This window comes from Streptomyces sp. NPDC029044 (assembly GCF_040637495.1).
Lineage (GTDB): Bacteria > Actinomycetota > Actinomycetes > Streptomycetales > Streptomycetaceae > Streptomyces.
In genome coordinates this window covers 13,366-28,562 of the sequence record NZ_JBEZWN010000010.1, presented here as the reverse complement: position 1 = coordinate 28,562, position 15,197 = coordinate 13,366, and the positions used below count along the sequence as shown (strand labels likewise).

At 71.5% G+C, this 15,197-nt stretch carries 14 protein-coding genes; 12 read left to right on the top strand and 2 right to left on the bottom strand.

What is annotated here, in order from left to right; translation table 11 throughout:
• Positions 1-105: 105 nt before the first annotated feature.
• Positions 106-1,314 (bottom strand): sensor domain-containing protein, encoded by a 1,209-nt coding sequence (locus AB0E85_RS11665; protein WP_361925094.1) that lies wholly within the window; start codon positions 1,312-1,314, stop codon positions 106-108.
• 186 nt (positions 1,315-1,500) lie between these two features.
• Between AB0E85_RS11665 and AB0E85_RS11660 the strand changes: the two genes are divergently transcribed.
• The 12 genes from AB0E85_RS11660 (at position 1,501) to AB0E85_RS11605 (ending at position 13,436) form a co-directional block, all read left to right on the top strand.
• The gene (locus AB0E85_RS11660) at positions 1,501-1,947 is read left to right on the top strand and encodes an NADH-quinone oxidoreductase subunit A (RefSeq protein WP_184848926.1); all 447 of its coding nucleotides are present in this window, start codon (positions 1,501-1,503) and stop codon (positions 1,945-1,947) included.
• Complete coding sequence (locus tag AB0E85_RS11655; protein WP_361925092.1) at positions 1,938-2,552, top strand: NADH-quinone oxidoreductase subunit B family protein; 615 nt, start codon at positions 1,938-1,940, stop codon at positions 2,550-2,552. Before AB0E85_RS11660 ends, AB0E85_RS11655 begins: the two co-directional genes overlap by 10 nt.
• Positions 2,549-4,144: an NADH-quinone oxidoreductase subunit C gene (locus AB0E85_RS11650; protein WP_361925090.1), complete on the top strand. Its 1,596-nt coding sequence runs from the start codon at positions 2,549-2,551 to the stop codon at positions 4,142-4,144. The genes AB0E85_RS11655 and AB0E85_RS11650 overlap by 4 nt, the downstream gene beginning before the upstream one ends.
• On the top strand, positions 4,141-5,109 hold the full coding sequence (locus AB0E85_RS11645; protein ID WP_361925088.1) for a complex I subunit 1 family protein: 969 nt from the start codon (positions 4,141-4,143) through the stop codon (positions 5,107-5,109). The genes AB0E85_RS11650 and AB0E85_RS11645 overlap by 4 nt, the downstream gene beginning before the upstream one ends.
• A gap of 2 nt (positions 5,110-5,111) precedes the next feature.
• Positions 5,112-5,762 (top strand): 4Fe-4S binding protein, encoded by a 651-nt coding sequence (locus AB0E85_RS11640; protein WP_361925086.1) that lies wholly within the window; start codon positions 5,112-5,114, stop codon positions 5,760-5,762.
• Positions 5,759-6,439 carry an NADH-quinone oxidoreductase subunit J gene (locus AB0E85_RS11635; protein WP_361925084.1) on the top strand — a complete coding sequence of 227 codons (681 nt, stop codon included), beginning with the start codon at positions 5,759-5,761 and terminating at the stop codon, positions 6,437-6,439. The genes AB0E85_RS11640 and AB0E85_RS11635 overlap by 4 nt, the downstream gene beginning before the upstream one ends.
• Positions 6,439-6,837 (top strand): NADH-quinone oxidoreductase subunit NuoK, encoded by a 399-nt coding sequence (nuoK, locus tag AB0E85_RS11630; RefSeq protein ID WP_361925082.1) that lies wholly within the window; start codon positions 6,439-6,441, stop codon positions 6,835-6,837. Before AB0E85_RS11635 ends, nuoK begins: the two co-directional genes overlap by 1 nt.
• Complete coding sequence (locus tag AB0E85_RS11625) at positions 6,834-8,828, top strand: NADH-quinone oxidoreductase subunit L (protein WP_361925080.1); 1,995 nt, start codon at positions 6,834-6,836, stop codon at positions 8,826-8,828. Before nuoK ends, AB0E85_RS11625 begins: the two co-directional genes overlap by 4 nt.
• A gap of 6 nt (positions 8,829-8,834) precedes the next feature.
• Positions 8,835-10,409 (top strand): NADH-quinone oxidoreductase subunit M, encoded by a 1,575-nt coding sequence (locus AB0E85_RS11620; protein WP_361925078.1) that lies wholly within the window; start codon positions 8,835-8,837, stop codon positions 10,407-10,409.
• Positions 10,406-11,929 carry an NADH-quinone oxidoreductase subunit N gene (locus AB0E85_RS11615; RefSeq protein ID WP_361925076.1) on the top strand — a complete coding sequence of 508 codons (1,524 nt, stop codon included), beginning with the start codon at positions 10,406-10,408 and terminating at the stop codon, positions 11,927-11,929. Before AB0E85_RS11620 ends, AB0E85_RS11615 begins: the two co-directional genes overlap by 4 nt.
• Before the next feature lie 254 nt (positions 11,930-12,183).
• Positions 12,184-13,047 carry a zinc metalloprotease HtpX gene (htpX, locus tag AB0E85_RS11610; protein WP_030839782.1) on the top strand — a complete coding sequence of 288 codons (864 nt, stop codon included), beginning with the start codon at positions 12,184-12,186 and terminating at the stop codon, positions 13,045-13,047.
• Complete coding sequence (locus tag AB0E85_RS11605) at positions 13,044-13,436, top strand: YccF domain-containing protein (RefSeq protein WP_033309006.1); 393 nt, start codon at positions 13,044-13,046, stop codon at positions 13,434-13,436. Before htpX ends, AB0E85_RS11605 begins: the two co-directional genes overlap by 4 nt.
• Positions 13,437-13,837: 401 nt before the next feature.
• On the opposite strand, the gene AB0E85_RS11600 is transcribed toward AB0E85_RS11605, so the two are convergent.
• A complete protein-coding gene (locus tag AB0E85_RS11600; RefSeq protein WP_361925074.1) occupies positions 13,838-15,103 on the bottom strand; it encodes an APC family permease in 1,266 nt (421 codons plus the stop codon).
• Positions 15,104-15,197 lie beyond the last annotated feature (94 nt).

Genomic DNA, 15,197 nt, shown 5'->3' with positions numbered 1-15,197 from the left:
CCGTCCTTCTCCTCGTCCCGCGGCTGTTCTCCCGTACCTCCACCCTGCTGCGCCGCAGGTCGGCGGACCATGGAGTCCGTCGGCGTCTCGGGCGGGGGGTTTTCCCTACCCCCGGGCCCCGGACCGGTCCCGCCAGGGCAGTTCCGCCGTGACCGTCGTCGGGCCGCCCACGGGCGACTCCAGGACGAACAGCCCGTCGACGGCGTCCAGCCGCTCCGCCAGGCCCTTCATCCCCGTACCGCCGTCGAGGCTCGCGCCCCCGCCCCCGTCGTCCCACACCTGGATGAGCAGCCGGCTCTTCGTCCGCCACACGTCCACCGAGGCCGACTTCGCCCCGCTGTGCTTGCTCACGTTCTGGAGCAGCTCCGAGACGGTGAAGTAGGCGATGCCCTCGATGGCCGCGGCCGGCCGCTCCGGCAGATCGACCGTCACCTTCACCGGGACCGTGCAGCGTGAGGCGACCGAGGACAGGGCCGCGTCCAGACCACGGTCGGTCAGAACCGCCGGATGGATGCCGCGCGCCAGATCCCGCAGCTCCTGGAGCGCCAGCTTCACCTCGCCGTGCGCCTCCTCGACCATCGCCGCCGCAGCGTCGGGATCCTCCAGCACCTTCTCCTTGGCCAGGCCCAGCCCCATGGCCAGATTGACCAGCCGCGCCTGCGCCCCGTCGTGCAGGTCCCGCTCGATGCGCCGCAGGTCGGCCGCGGCCGTGTCGACCACGACCCCCCGGTCCGACTCCAGCTCGGCGATCCGCCGCTCCAGCTCGTCGGAGGGCGACAGCAGCGCCCGCACCATGGCCCGGTCGGCGTTGGTCAGCCCCCGCGCGATGAACGGCAGCACCGGCCACAGCACGAACAGCGAGGCCAGCGTGACGGTGAAGGTGAGCACCCCCCACGGCAGCCGGATGAACTCGTACAGCACCGTGCGCCAGCCCACCGGGTCCTTCAGCTGCATCCACAACCGCTGGAAGAAGCCGCCCCCGCCGCGCAGCCGCAGCCGGCTCGGCTCCTCGATCCGCACCCCGAGCAGCGCCCTGGCCCGCGCCCGCTCCATCCTGCCCAACTGCCGCGCACCCACGAGTCCGGCCGCGAGCAGCGGGAACCCGACCACCGTCACGGTCAGCCCGAAACCGATGGACATCATCGTCACGACGTAGGTGAAACCGAGCAGCGCGACCGGCAGGTTGGCCAGCAGGTGCGCGATCTCTTTCCAGGTGTGCCGGTCATAGGCGAGCCGGGCGGGCGGCGGACGGTCGTCCGGCCCGGCGGCCCCCCGGGCCGCCGTCGTGCCCGGGGACGGGATGCGTTGGGTCATATGCGTTAGCGTGCCCGGCGGCGGGCGGCGGCGCCATGAGGTGGACCGCCAGGATCGACTGAGGAAAACCCCACCCCCGCATGCCAGGCCGTGACGGGCTGCTTACCCTGCCCTTATCAGGGCCTAGACTCCCGTGCGTACAGATCGTCGAACGGGCGGCATCCGCGTGAGCCGCAGCAACGTCGCATGATCCAGGTCCGAATTCTGAGGGAGCGAGGGACGGACGTGCCGGAACCGACCGTCGTCACCACGACCGTCGTCGCGGCGGACTACTTCCAGTCCTATTCGGTCGTCGGACTGCTCGCCGTCGTCGGCGTGCTGTTCGTCGCCGTCGCGTTCGGGGCCGGCCGCCTGCTGCGGCCCGTGGTCCCCACCCCCGAGAAGCTCCTGACGTACGAGTGCGGCGTCGACCCCGTCGGCGAGGGCTGGGCCCACACCCAGGTCCGCTACTACGTGTACGCCTTCCTCTACGTGATCTTCGCCGTCGACTCGATCTTCCTGTTCCCCTGGGCGACCGTCTTCGCCGCCCCCGGCTACGGCGCGACGACCCTGGTCGAGATGTTCATCTTCCTCGGCTTCCTGGCCGTCGGCCTGCTCTACGCATACAAGAAGGGCGTCCTGACATGGACGTGAACCCCTCGGCGCCCGAGCCCGTCCTGCTGCCCGAGCCCAAGCGGCTGGGAGCCCTGGCCCGCCTCGCGCCCGAGCCGATGAAGGTCGTCCTCAACTGGGGCCGCCGCTACTCGCTCTGGGTCTTCAACTTCGGCCTCGCCTGCTGCGCTATCGAGTTCATCGCCGCGTCGATGGCCCGCCACGACTTCATCCGCCTCGGAGTCATCCCGTTCGCCCCCGGCCCCCGCCAGGCCGACCTGATGGTGGTGTCCGGCACCGTCACGGACAAGATGGCCCCCGCCGTGAAGCGCCTCTACGAGCAGATGCCGGAGCCGAAGTACGTCATCTCCTTCGGCGCGTGCAGCAACTGCGGCGGCCCCTACTGGGACTCGTACTCCGTCACCAAGGGCGTCGACCAGATCATTCCGGTGGACGTGTACGTGCCGGGTTGCCCGCCGCGGCCCGAGGCACTGCTCCAGGGCATCCTCAAGCTCCAGGAGAAGATCGCCCGCGAGTCGCTGGGGGAGCGGTACGGCAGCGGCGCCGGCCGGCCGTCGGCGGCGGCACTGCAGAGCGGACTGGTGCAGCCGCCCGCGCCGGAGCCGACCTCGGGGGAGGAGCGATGACCGCCGTCGGCTGGCTGCCCGCCACCGCCGGGGAACTCTTCGGCCCGGACGCCACGGCCGAGGAGTCCTACGAGGTCCTGACCGTCGACGTCCCCCCGGCCGCCTGGATCACCGCCCTGGAGACCGCCCGCGACCGGCTCGGCTGCACCTACTTCGACTGGCTGAGCGCGGTCGACGAACCGGGCACGGGCTTCCGCGTCTCGGCCCACGTCGCGGCCCTGTCCCCGGTGCGACGCCTCCTCCTCCGCACGACGGTCCCGCACGAGGCCCCCGCCCTGCCCTCCGCCGTCGGTGTCTACGCGGGTGCCGCCTGGCACGAACGCGAGACGTACGAGATGTTCGGCATCACCTTCGAAGGCCACCCGGCGCTGGACCACCTGCTCCTGCCGGAGAACTTCGAAGGCCACCCCCTGCGCAAGGATTTCGTCCTGGCCGCCCGCGTCGCCAAGGCCTGGCCGGGTGCGAAGGAACCGGGCGAGTCGGAACACGGCGGCCCCAAGCGCCGCCAGATGCTCCCGCCCGGTGTCCCCGACCCCAACGAGTGGGGCCCCCTCAAGGGCCAGCTCCCCCCGGCCCCCACCCGCCCGGCCCGCCCCGCGGCACGCCCCGCGGGGGAACGCCCCGTACGACGGACCCGGTCCGCATCGGGGGGCTCAGCGAGCCAGACCGCCGCGGGCACGGGGGCTTCGGCGACTGGTACGGGGGCTTCGGCGACTGGTACGGAGGCTTCGGCCGCCGGGTCGGGGACTTCGGCTGCCGGTGCGGGGACTTCGGCTGCCGGTGCGGAGGCTCCGGCCGCCGCGCGGCGTTCGCGTTCGGCGGCGGAGGGTTCCGCGAGTCAGTCCGCGGCTGGTGCGGAGGCTCCGGCCGCCGCGCGGCGTTCGCGCTCCGCGGCGGAGGGGTCGGCGAGCCAGTCCCCGCCCGAAGAGTCGACCGCTCCGGCCCCGACGGGACCTCGCCGTAACCGCTCGGTGTCGCAGGGCTCGGTGTCGCAGGGCTCGGTGTCGCAGGGGGCTGCGTCGCGGGGGGCGGCGTCGCAGGGAGCTGCGAAGGAGCAGCCCGGCGACGATCAGACCTCCTCGACGCCGGGCTCCGGGTCAGCGACGCAGGGCTCCGGGTCTGACGTACCGGGCTCCGGGTCCGACGTGCCGCGCTCCGAGCCCGCGGTGCCCGGGGCATCGACTCCGTCGGCGGGACCGCGCCGGGCGCGCAGCGCGTCGGAGGGCAGCGCGAGTCAGCGGGCCGGGTCCGACCGCGGCGACAGCCGTCCGGGCAGGGCTTCCGCCACCGCTCACAGCTCGGACGCCCCCTGGCATCACGCCCGCCCGGCCTTCGACGAACCGGCTCCCGAACCGTCGCCGGAAGCGGCGCAGTTGCCGGATCCGGAACCGTCGAAGGGGTCACAGACCGCCGAGCCCGCGGAGTCCCCGGAGGCCTCGGGCAACTCGAAGGCGGCCTCGGACACCCCCCACAGCCCGGACACCCCCCACAGCCCGGACCCGGACACCTCCGAGAACTCAGACACCTCCGAGAACCCGGACACCCCCGAGAACCCGGACACCCCCGAGGACCCCGCAGGAGGCCCGCAGTGAACGACGTGCTCGACGTCGCCCTGCGACTCCTGATCGTCTTCGTCGTCTTCCTCACCTTCCCCCTGATCATCGGCCAGACGGAACACAAGGTGATGGCCCACATGCAGGGCCGCCTCGGCCCCATGTACGCCGGCGGCTTCCACGGCTGGGCCCAGCTGATCGCCGACGGCGTGAAGTTCGCGCAGAAGGAGGACGTCGTCCCCGCGGGCGCCGACCGCCGCATCTTCCAACTCGCCCCCGCCGTCGCCCTCCTGCCCTACCTCCTCGTCCTGCTCGCCATCCCCATCGGCCCGGGCGAGGGAGCCGTCGGCCAGGTCGTCGACGCGGGCGTGTTCTTCGTCCTGGCCGTCATGGGCGTCGGCGTCCTCGGCTCGCTCATGGCCGGCTGGGCGTCCGCGAACAAGTTCTCCCTGCTCGGAGGCCTGCGCACCGCCGCCCAGCTCCTCGCCTACGAGCTGCCGATGCTGCTGACGGCGGCCTCCGTGGCGATGGCGGCCGGCACCGTCTCCCTCCCCGGCATCCTCGATGCCTTCGAGTGGTGGTGGCTGCCCTGGCAGATCGTCGGTGCGATCGTCTTCTTCGTGGCCGGCCTCGCCGAACTCCAGCGCCCGCCCTTCGACATGCCGGTCGCCGACTCGGAGATCATCTTCGGCGCCTACACCGAGTACACCGGTCTCCGTTTCGCTCTCTTCCTCCTCGCCGAGTACGCCGGAATCGTCGTCCTGTGCGGGCTGACCACCGTCCTCTTCCTGGGCGGCTGGCACGGCCCCTGGGGTGCCGACGGCCTCGGCTGGGTCTGGACCCTGCTGAAGACCGCGGTCCTCGCCTTCCTCGTGATCTGGCTGCGCGTCACCTACCCCCGTCTGCGCGAGGACCAGCTCCAGAAGCTCTCCTGGACCCTCCTCGTCCCCCTCTCCCTCGCTCAGATCGCCCTCACCGGCGTCGTCAAGGTGGTGATCCAGTAACCATGGCCCCCATCCCAGGAAGTGGCCTGGCCAAGGGCCTGGCCGTCACCCTCCGCACGATGACGAAGAAGTCCGTCACCGCGCAGTACCCGGACGCCCAGCCCGACCTCCCGCCCCGTACCCGCGGTGTGATCGGCCTGTTCGAGGAGAACTGCACGGTCTGCATGCTGTGCGCCCGCGAGTGCCCCGACTGGTGCATCTACATCGACTCCCACAAGGAGACGGTCCCGGCGGCGACGCCGGGCGGCCGCGAGCGCAGCCGCAACGTCCTCGACCGCTTCGCCATCGACTTCTCCCTGTGCATGTACTGCGGTATCTGCATCGAGGTCTGTCCTTTCGACGCGCTGTTCTGGTCCCCCGAGTTCGAGTATGCCGAGACCGACATCCGCGAACTCACCCACGAGCGGGACAAGCTCCGCGAGTGGATGTGGACCGTCCCTGCCCCGCCCGCCCTCGACCCCGGCGCGGAGGAACCGAAGGAACTGGCCACCGCTCGCAAGACCGCCGACAAGCTGGCCGCCCAGCAGGCCCCGCCGGTCACCGAACCGCACGCCGACGAGCAGGCCCGAGCCGCCGAACAGCCCACCCGCCCCCAGGGCGACTCCAAACAGCAGACGGACCAGCCGAAGCCGGGGCAGGAGGGCCGGGAATGACCCTCGCCGCAACCACTGACCTCCTCGCAGCAGGCCCGACCAGCCGTGTTGCCGCGGAGACCCACGGCTTCCTTTCCCCGACCGGCGTCGAGATCGCCTTCCTCCTCGTCGGCCTGGTCACCTTCGGCGCCGCGCTCGTCACCGTCACCACCCGTCAGCTGGTGCACGCCGCCCTGTGGCTGGTGGTCACCCTCGGTGGCCTCGCCGTCGAGTACCTCCTCCTCACCGCCGAGTTCATCGCCTGGGTTCAGGTCCTCATCTACGTCGGTTCCGTCGTCGTCCTCCTCCTGTTCGGACTGATGCTCACCAGGGCCCCCATCGGCCGCTCCCCGGACGCCGACTCGGGCAACCGCTGGGCCGCCCTCACCGTGGCCGTCGCCGCCGCAGCCGCCCTGGTCTGGGTCGTCGTGGACGCGTTCCGCACCACCTGGATCGACCTGGACGGCCCCGCCGCCGGCACCACCGAGGCCACCGGCGCGAGCCTCTTCCAGAACTGGGTCCTCCCCTTCGAGGCCCTCTCCGTCCTCCTCCTCGCCGCCCTGGTCGGCGCGATCGTCCTGTCCCGCAAGGCGAAGGCGGAGTCGAGCTCTCTCCCCGTGAACGCCCCGGATGTCACCGGGAGTTCCCGAACGGTCACAGAAAGTCCGGGAAGTTCCGAGCAGGAAGGTGGCCGCTGATGCACCTCGCCTATCCCGCCGTGCTCTCCGCCCTCCTCTTCTGCACGGGCCTGTACGGCGTCCTCGCCCGCCGCAACGCGATCCTGGTCCTGATGTCGGTCGAGCTGATGCTCAATGCCGTCAACCTCAACCTGGTCGCCTTCGACGTCTGGCTCAGCAGGACCGCCGAGGAGACCCTGCACTCCGGACAGGCTCTGACCCTGTTCACCATCGCCATCGCCGCCGCCGAGATCGGCATCGGCCTGGCGATCGTCCTAGCCGTCCACCGCAACCGCGGCACCGCGGACATCGACAGGCTCCGCGACACCTCCGAACGGCACGACCCCGACGGCACCGACCACGACGCCCGCGCGGCCGAGCCGTCCGACGAGGCCCAGAAGGCTGAGGCCACCGCGTGACCACGACCACCCTCGCCGTCCTCGTCCCCCTCCTTCCGTTCCTCGGCGCCGTCGCCGGGCTGCTCCTGGGCCGCACGGCACCCGGCTTCGTCCGCCCGCTCGCCGTCCTGCCGACGCTCACCTCCCTCGTGCTCGCCGCGCTCGTCGCCGTACGCCAGGGAGGCGACGCGGCCGTCGACTCGGCCACGGAACTGACCCCCACCGGCTCGGTCCCGATCGAGCTCGCCCTGCACATCGACGGCTTCGCCGCCCTCGCCGCCGTCCTGGTCGGCCTGGTCGCCTCCTGTGTGCAGATCTACTCGACGGGCTATCTGCGCGACGATCCGCGCTACCCCTCCTACGCCGCCCTCGTCTCGCTGTTCACCTCCGCGATGCTCCTCGTCGTCTACTCCGGCGACCTCATCGTGCTCCTGGTCGGCTGGGAGGTCATGGGCATCTGCTCCTACTTCCTGGTCGGCCACTACTGGGAGACCCCAGAGGCCCGCGCCGCCTCCCTCAAGGCCTTCCTGGTCACCAAGCTCGGCGACGTCCCCTTCCTCATCGGCCTGTTCGCGCTGGCCACCGACGCCGGGTCGTTCCGCATCACGAAGATCCTCGGCACCGTCGCGAGCGGCGGCCTCGACCACCCGACGCTGATCGCCCTGCTCCTCCTCGCGGGCGTGGCGGGCAAGTCGGCGCAGTTCCCGCTGCACACCTGGCTCCCCGACGCGATGGCGGGTCCGACCCCCGTCTCCGCGCTGATCCACGCCGCGACGATGGTCGCCGCCGGTGTCTACTTCATCGCCCGTCTCCTCCCGGTCTTCGAGGCCTCCCAGGCCGCGATGGTCGTCCTCGCCGTCATGGCCGCCGTCACGATGGCCGGCTCGGCGCTCGCCGCGCTCGCCCAGGACGACATCAAGCGCGTCCTCGCCTACTCGACGATCGGCCAGCTCGGCTACATGACCGGCGCCCTCGCCGTCGGCGACCGCGGAGCCGCCGTCTTCCACCTCCTGTCTCACGGCGCCTTCAAGGCGCTGCTGTTCCTCGCGGCCGGCGTGATCATCCACGCGGCCGGCACCAACTCGCTCGCCGCCATGTCCCGCATGCGGAACCTTCGCGACCGGGTCCCCGACGCCTACTGGACGATGACCGTGGCGCTGCTCGCGCTCGCCGCGATCCCGCCGTTCAGCGGCTTCTTCTCCAAGGAGGCCGTCCTCGGCGTCGCCGAGCACGTCGTCACCGGCCACACCGAGCACGCCCCCGCCGCTGCGGGCTGGATCGTCCTCGTCGCGGGCCTGCTCACGGCCGTGCTCACCGCCGCCTACGCGATGCGCCTGTGGCTGCTGGCCTTCCGGGGCCGGGGGACCGAAGCCCCCGACCACGGCAGGCAGCCCCTGACGATGACCGTCGTGCTGTGGGTGCTGGCCGTGCCGTCCCTGGCCCTCGGTGGGTTCACGTTCCGCCTGCTGCTCGACTGGTTCGACGGCCGGGACCTCAGCCCGACCCTGACCACCTCCGTACTCGGCACGGGCGTGGCCCTGGTCGGCGGCATCGTCACCTACGCCGCCTGGCGGCACACCACCGCGCTCACCGCCCGTGTCCCCCTCGGAGCGGTCGCGGCCCACCCCGAGGGCGACGCCGCCCAGGTCGAAGCCGAGGCGATCGCCAGTCACGAGCCCGCCTACGGCGACATCGCCTACGCGCCGGACCCGGCCGACCCCGGACGGCTGCTGCTCGGTCCCCTGCACCGGCACGCGGCCGCGGGCTTCCACCTGGACGCCGTGTACACGACTCTCTTCGTCCGCCCGGTCCAGGCCGGAGCGAGCCTCGTCCGGTTCCTCGACCGGGAGGTCGTCGAGACCTACGTGCGGGGTGCGGGTGCGCTGCCCCGCTGGCTCGGCACCGCCGTACGGCGCGCCCAGACCGGCAACGTCCAGACCTATGTGAGCGCGCTGCTCGCCGGCACCGTCGTCCTCGCGGTCGCCGTCGTCCTCGTCGCCACGGGAGCGTGAGCAGGCGTGATCGATATCAACGAGTCCGTGATGCAGGTCCTTCTGGCGTTCATCGTCGTCGGCCCGCTCCTCGGCGCCGCCGCGGCTCTCCTGCCCGCCCCGCCCGGGCTGAAGGGGAAGTCGCCCGAGCAGGCCGTGCTCCGGCACGGAATCACCGTGACCGGCGCGGTCCTCATCGCCGCGATCGTCCTCGCGCTCGGCTTCGACCACGACCAGCCGTCGAAGATGCAGGCCAGCACCGACATCAGCTGGATCCCCGCACTCGACGTACGCATCCACCTCGGCATCGACGGCATCTCCCTCCCCCTCCTGGTCCTGACCGCGCTGCTGACCTTCCTCTGCGCGCTCTACTCGTACTTCAAGATGCCTGCGGGGCCGACTCCCAAGGCCTTCGTCGCCCTGCTGCTCGTCCTCGAGTCCGGCACCCTCGCGACCTTCGCCGTCCTCGACCTGCTGCTGTTCTTCCTGGCCTTCGAGATGGTCCTCATCCCGATGTACTTCCTCATCGCCCGCTGGGGCGGCGAGGGCCGGAGCCAGGCCGCTTGGCGGTTCATCCTCTACACGCTGCTCGGCTCCGTGGTCATGCTGCTCGGCCTGCTCCTGATCGGGATCAAGGCGGGCACGTTCGACATGATGGCACTCGCCACTGACAACGGCCGGTCGCTGACCACATCCGTGCAGGTCATCGCCGTTCTGGCGATCGGGATCGGGCTAGCGGTGAAGACGCCGATGTGGCCGCTGCACAGCTGGCTGCCCGACGCCCACACCGCCGCGCCGACCGTCGGCTCGGTCCTCCTGGCCGGCGTCCTGCTGAAGATGGGTACGTACGGGTTCGTCCGGATCCTGCTCCCCATCGCGCCGGACGGGTTCCGCACCTTCGCGCCCTACCTCGCCGCCCTCGCCGTCGTGGGCATCATCTACGGGTCCCTGGCCTGCCTGGCCCTCGCCAGACAGGGAGCGAAGGGCGACCTGAAGCGCCTCATCGCCTACTCCTCCGTCGGCCACATGGGCTTTGTGCTGCTCGGCATCTCGACGATGACCCCGACCGGCGTAAACGGCGCCCTCTTCGCCAACATCGCCCACGGTCTCATCACCGGCCTGCTGTTCTTCCTGGTCGGCGCCCTGAAGGACCGCACCGGCACCACCGACCTCGACACCCTCGCCGAGGAAACCGGCGCCGCCCTCTACGGCAAGGCCCCGCGCCTGGGCGGCCTGCTCGCCTTCGCCGCCGTCGCCTCGCTCGGCCTGCCGGGGCTGGCCGGCTTCTGGGGCGAGATGCTGGCCCTGTTCGGTGCGTTCCAGCCCGCCGCGGGCCTCAACCGCGCGGCCTTCCTCACCTTCATGGCGATCGGCGCGTTCGGCACGCTGCTGACGGCCGCGTACCTGCTGATCGTGGTCCGCCGCGTCTGCATGGGCGCCCTGCCCCATGACGCACCCAGGCTCACCGACGTCCGCTCGTACGAGTTCGCGGCGTGGACACCGCTCGTCGTCCTCACCGTCGTCGCGGGCCTGTGGCCCAAGGCTCTCCTCGGCCTGAGCGACCCGGCCGTCCAGCAGCTCCTCGCAGGAGGCACCCGATGAGCTCCCCGGCCCAGCCCCTGGCCGCCTCGCTGGTCCAGTCCGTCGACTGGCTCGCGATCGCGCCACCCACCATCGCGGCGGTCGCCGGACTCGTCGTCCTGGTCGCCGACCTGTTCCTCGCCGAGCACCGCAAGGCGCTGCTCGGCTGGACGTCGGTGGCAGGCCTGGCCGCCGCGACGGCGATGCTGCTGCCCCTGCTGGACGGCGACCGCAGCACCTTCTGCCTGACCGGCGACGCCGCCGTGTGCAGCTACACGGCCGACCGCTTCACCCTGGTCATCCAGTTCCTGGTCCTCGGCGGCGCCCTGCTCTCCGCCCTCCTGTCGGTCACCGCCCTGAGGGACGCCCGCAAGGAGCTGCCGGAGGGCGAGTACTGGTTCCTGCTGCTGTCCTCCGCCGCCGGCGCCGCCCTCCTGCCCGCCTCCCGCGACCTCGCGACCCTGATCGTCGCCCTGGAGGTCGCCTCCCTGCCCGCCTTCGCACTGGTCGGCCTGCGGTACGGCGACCGGAAGTCCTCCGAAGCGGCCCTGAAGTTCTTCCTGTCCTCGGTCACCGCGACCGCGGTCAGCCTCATGGGCATCAGCTTCGTGTACGCCACCACGGGCACCCTCTACCTCACCCAGGTCGCCGACCGTATCCAGAACGTCGACGGGCAGTTCCACACGCTCGCCCAGACCGGCGTCGTGCTCACCCTCGTCGGCTTCGCCTTCAAGACGGCCGCCGTGCCCTTCCACTTCTGGGTGCCCGACACCTACGTGGGAGCGCCCCTGCCGATCGCGGCCTACCTGTCGGTCATCGGCAAGGCGGTCGGCTTCAGCGGCCTGATCCTGGTCACGGTCGTGGCCCTCCCGTCCTACGCCGACGTCTGGGGTCCCGCCCTGGCAGCCCTCGCCGCGCTGACCATGACCGTGGGCAACGTCGGAGCCCTCCGCCAGCAGGCCACGCGCGCGTACAGCGCGGTACGCCTGCTCGCCTGGTCCTCCGTCGGCCAGGCCGGCTACCTCCTTGTCCCGATCGCCGCCGCCGCGTACTCCGGGGACGCCGAAAAGTCGATCGGCTCCACTGTCGCCTACGCCCTGATGTACGGCGCCGTGAACCTCGGCGCCTTCGCCGTGGCCGCGCTCGTCGGCCGGACCAAGTCCCTCAACCGCGTCGCCGACTACCGCGGCCTGTACGCCTCCAGCCCTCTGTCCGCGCTGCTCCTGGCGTTCTTCCTGCTCTGCCTCGCCGGGCTGCCGCCGGGCATCATCGGCCTCTTCGCCAAGGTCACCGTCTTCTCGGCGGCCGTCGACGCCGGCCTCGGCTGGCTGGCCGTGATCATGGCCGTCAACGTCGTCATCGCGCTGTTCTACTACCTCCAGTGGACGGCTCTGCTCTTCCGCGCCCCCGACGGAACGCCCGACAAGCACCGCGTCCCCGGCCCGGTCACCGCCGCGATCGCCCTGACCGGCGTCCTCGGCATCGCCCTGTCCGGCGCACCCCAGCTGGTCCTGCGCTTCACCGACACCGGGCTCTTCTGAACGAACCCGGCTTCCCGGAAAACCGGCCGCTTACACCGCGCGCGCGTGGGGCACTCGCTCCCACGCGCGCGTGCCGCGGTCCGTTGCCGTCACCCGGACGGTCCACACCCGCCGCCGCGCGCACCAGGGAACTTGAGCCTCCCGCCTGGCGTTGACCAGTACGGGAAGGTCCACTGGACGTGAGGACGCGGCACCAGTGCACCGCAGATTCAGCAAGCAAGGGTCCCCCTGCCGCACCACTTGGAGGGCGCACCGTGCACCGCCGGCACAACGGGCTCAGGACAGCGATCCTCCTGGGGGGACTGTCCGCACTCATCATCGTCATCGGCAGCTTCTTCGGCCGCATGGGGCTCGTCATCGCCGTCCTGGTAGCGCTGGCCACCAACGCGTACGCGTACTGGAACAGCGACAAACTGGCCCTGCGCGCGATGCGTGCCCGGCCGGTGAGCGAGTTCGAGGCACCGGCGCTCTACCGCATGGTCCGCGAGCTCTCCACCCAGGCCCGCCAGCCCATGCCGCGCCTGTACATCTCCCCGACGGAGGCCCCCAACGCCTTCGCCACGGGCCGTAACCCGCGCAACGCCGCCGTGTGCTGCACCGACGGCATCCTCCGCCTGCTGGACGAACGCGAGCTGCGCGGCGTCATCGGACACGAGCTGAGCCACGTCTACAACCGCGACATCCTCATCTCGTCGGTCGCGGGCGCCCTGGCCTCCGTCATCATGTTCCTGGTCAACTTCGCCTGGCTGATCCCCATCGGGCGCTCGGACGACGATGACGGCCCCGGGCTGCTCGGCATGCTGCTGATCATGATCCTGGGCCCGCTCGCAGCCTCGCTCATCCAACTGGCCATCAGCCGCTCCCGGGAGTATCAGGCGGACGCCTCCGGCGCCCAGCTCACCGGCGATCCGCTGGCCCTGGCCAGCGCCCTGCGCAAGCTCGAACTCGGCACGAAGCAGCTCCCGCTGCCCCCCGAGCCGCGCATCGAGACCGCCAGCCACATGATGATCGCGAACCCGTTCCGGCCCGGCCAGGGCCTCTCGAAGATGTTCTCCACACACCCGCCGATGGCGGAACGCATCGCCCGGCTCGAGAAGATGGCAGGTGGGAACCAATGAGGACCGTACTCAACGTCATATGGCTCGTACTGAGCGGCTTCTGGCTGTTTCTCGCCTACATGCTCGCGGGCCTGCTCCTCTGCATCACCATCATCGGCATCCCGTTCGGCATCGCGGCCTTCCGCATCGGCGTCTACGCCCTGTGGCCCTTCGGGTACACGACGGTCGAGCGCCATGACGCCGGCGCACCGTCCTGCGTGGGCAACGTGCTCTGGCTCGTCCTCGCGGGGTGGTGGCTCACCCTCGGCCACATCGCCACCGGCATCGCCCTGTGCGTGACGATCATCGGCATCCCGCTGGGCATCGCCAACTTCAAGCTCATCCCGGTCTCGTTGCTCCCGCTCGGCCGCGACATCGTGCGGACGAACGAGCCGTTCGCGGTGCGCTGACGCAGGGGGAGCCTCTCGTCCCTCGATGACCACAGGGCCATGGTTGTCCACAGGCCCGGGTTGTCCACAGACCCGTGGTTGTCCACAGGCCCGCCCGGCTGTCAGCGGCGGTCGGCATGATGAACCCATGACCGCGATCGAGCAGTTGCCGACCCGAGTGATGGCCGCGCCCCACAACTCCCGCTTGGGGGCCGGACGCTCGCGCCCCGAGCCTGCCGCGCCCTTGAGGAGCAGGGAAAGACCTGAGCCGAGAGCCCCTGACAGGCCCGAGCCGAGAGCCCGCTGACAGGCCCGAGCCGAGAGACCCTGACAAGCCCGATCCGAGAGCCCCTGACAAGCCTGAGCAAGAGGCCCTGACAGGCCTGAGCCGAGTGCTCCCCGCAGGCAACGGCAGCCCGGCCCTACTTCCTCGCCGCCCCGGCCTCCACCCGCCGCCGCACCGCATACGCAACCGCCCCGACCACCAACACCCCCGCGCCCACGACCACCGACACCCCGGGCAGCGAGAACGCCAGCACCACGCACCCGGCCAGCCCCACCACCGGCACCACCCGCGCCGCCGGCGCCGCCGGCGCCGAAGGCAGCGTCCACGCCGATGCGTTGGCCACGGCGTAGTACGCCAGCACACCGAAGGAGGAGAACCCGATCGCGCCGCGGACATCCACCGTGGCGGCGAGAACCGCGACCACCGCGCCCACGGCAAGCTCCGCCCGGTGCGGCACCTGGAAACGTGGATGCACGGCGGCCAGCACCCCCGGCAGATGCCGGTCACGGGCCATGGCCAGCGTCGTCCGTGACACGCCCAGGATCAGCGCCAGCAGTGAGCCCATCGCGGCCACCGCCGCACCGATCCGTACCACCGGCACGAGCCAGGGCGCTCCGGCCGCCCGCACCGCGTCGGTCAGCGGCGCAGCCGTGTCCCCGAGACCGCCCGGCCCGAGCACCGAAAGGACAGCCACAGCCACACCCGCGTACACCACCAGCGCGATACCCAGCGCCAGCGGGATCGCGCGCGGAATGGTGCGCGACGGATCCCGTACCTCCTCGCCGAGGGTGGCGATCCGGGCGTACCCGGCGAAGGCGAAGAACAGCAGACCGGCCGCCTGCAGCACGCCGTCCGCACCACCCGAGGCCCCGATGTCCAGCCGCCCGGGATCGGCGTCACCGGAGACCAGACACACGACCACCACGGAAGCGAGGACAGCCAGGACCAGCGCCACGATCACCCGCGTCAGCCACGCGGACTTCTGGACACCGCCGTAGTTCACCGCGGTCAGCGCCACCACGGCCCCGACCGCCACCGCGTGCGCCTGCCCCGGCCAGACGTAGCTGCCCACGGTGAGCGCCATCGCCGCACAGGAGGCAGTCTTCCCGACCACGAACGACCAGCCCGCGAGATACCCCCAGAACTCCCCGAGCCGCTCCCGCCCGTACACGTACGTGCCGCCCGAGGCGGGATACAGGGCGGCGAGGCGAGCCGACGACATGGCGTTGCAGTACGCGACCACAGCGGCGACGGCGAGCCCGACGAGCAGCCCGGTTCCGGCCGCGTGCGCGGCCGGCGCGAGGGCGGCGAAGATCCCGGCCCCCACCATCGAGCCGAGTCCGATGACGACGGCGTCACCCACGCCGAGCGTGCGGCTCAGTCCGGGAGCGGAGGCTGTCATGCGTCGCACCCTACTGATCAGCGCAACCAACGGGTGCGGCCAGCACGTCCTCCCCACCAACTGGGCGTGAACGTGCGTGGCGAGGAGGCCGCGT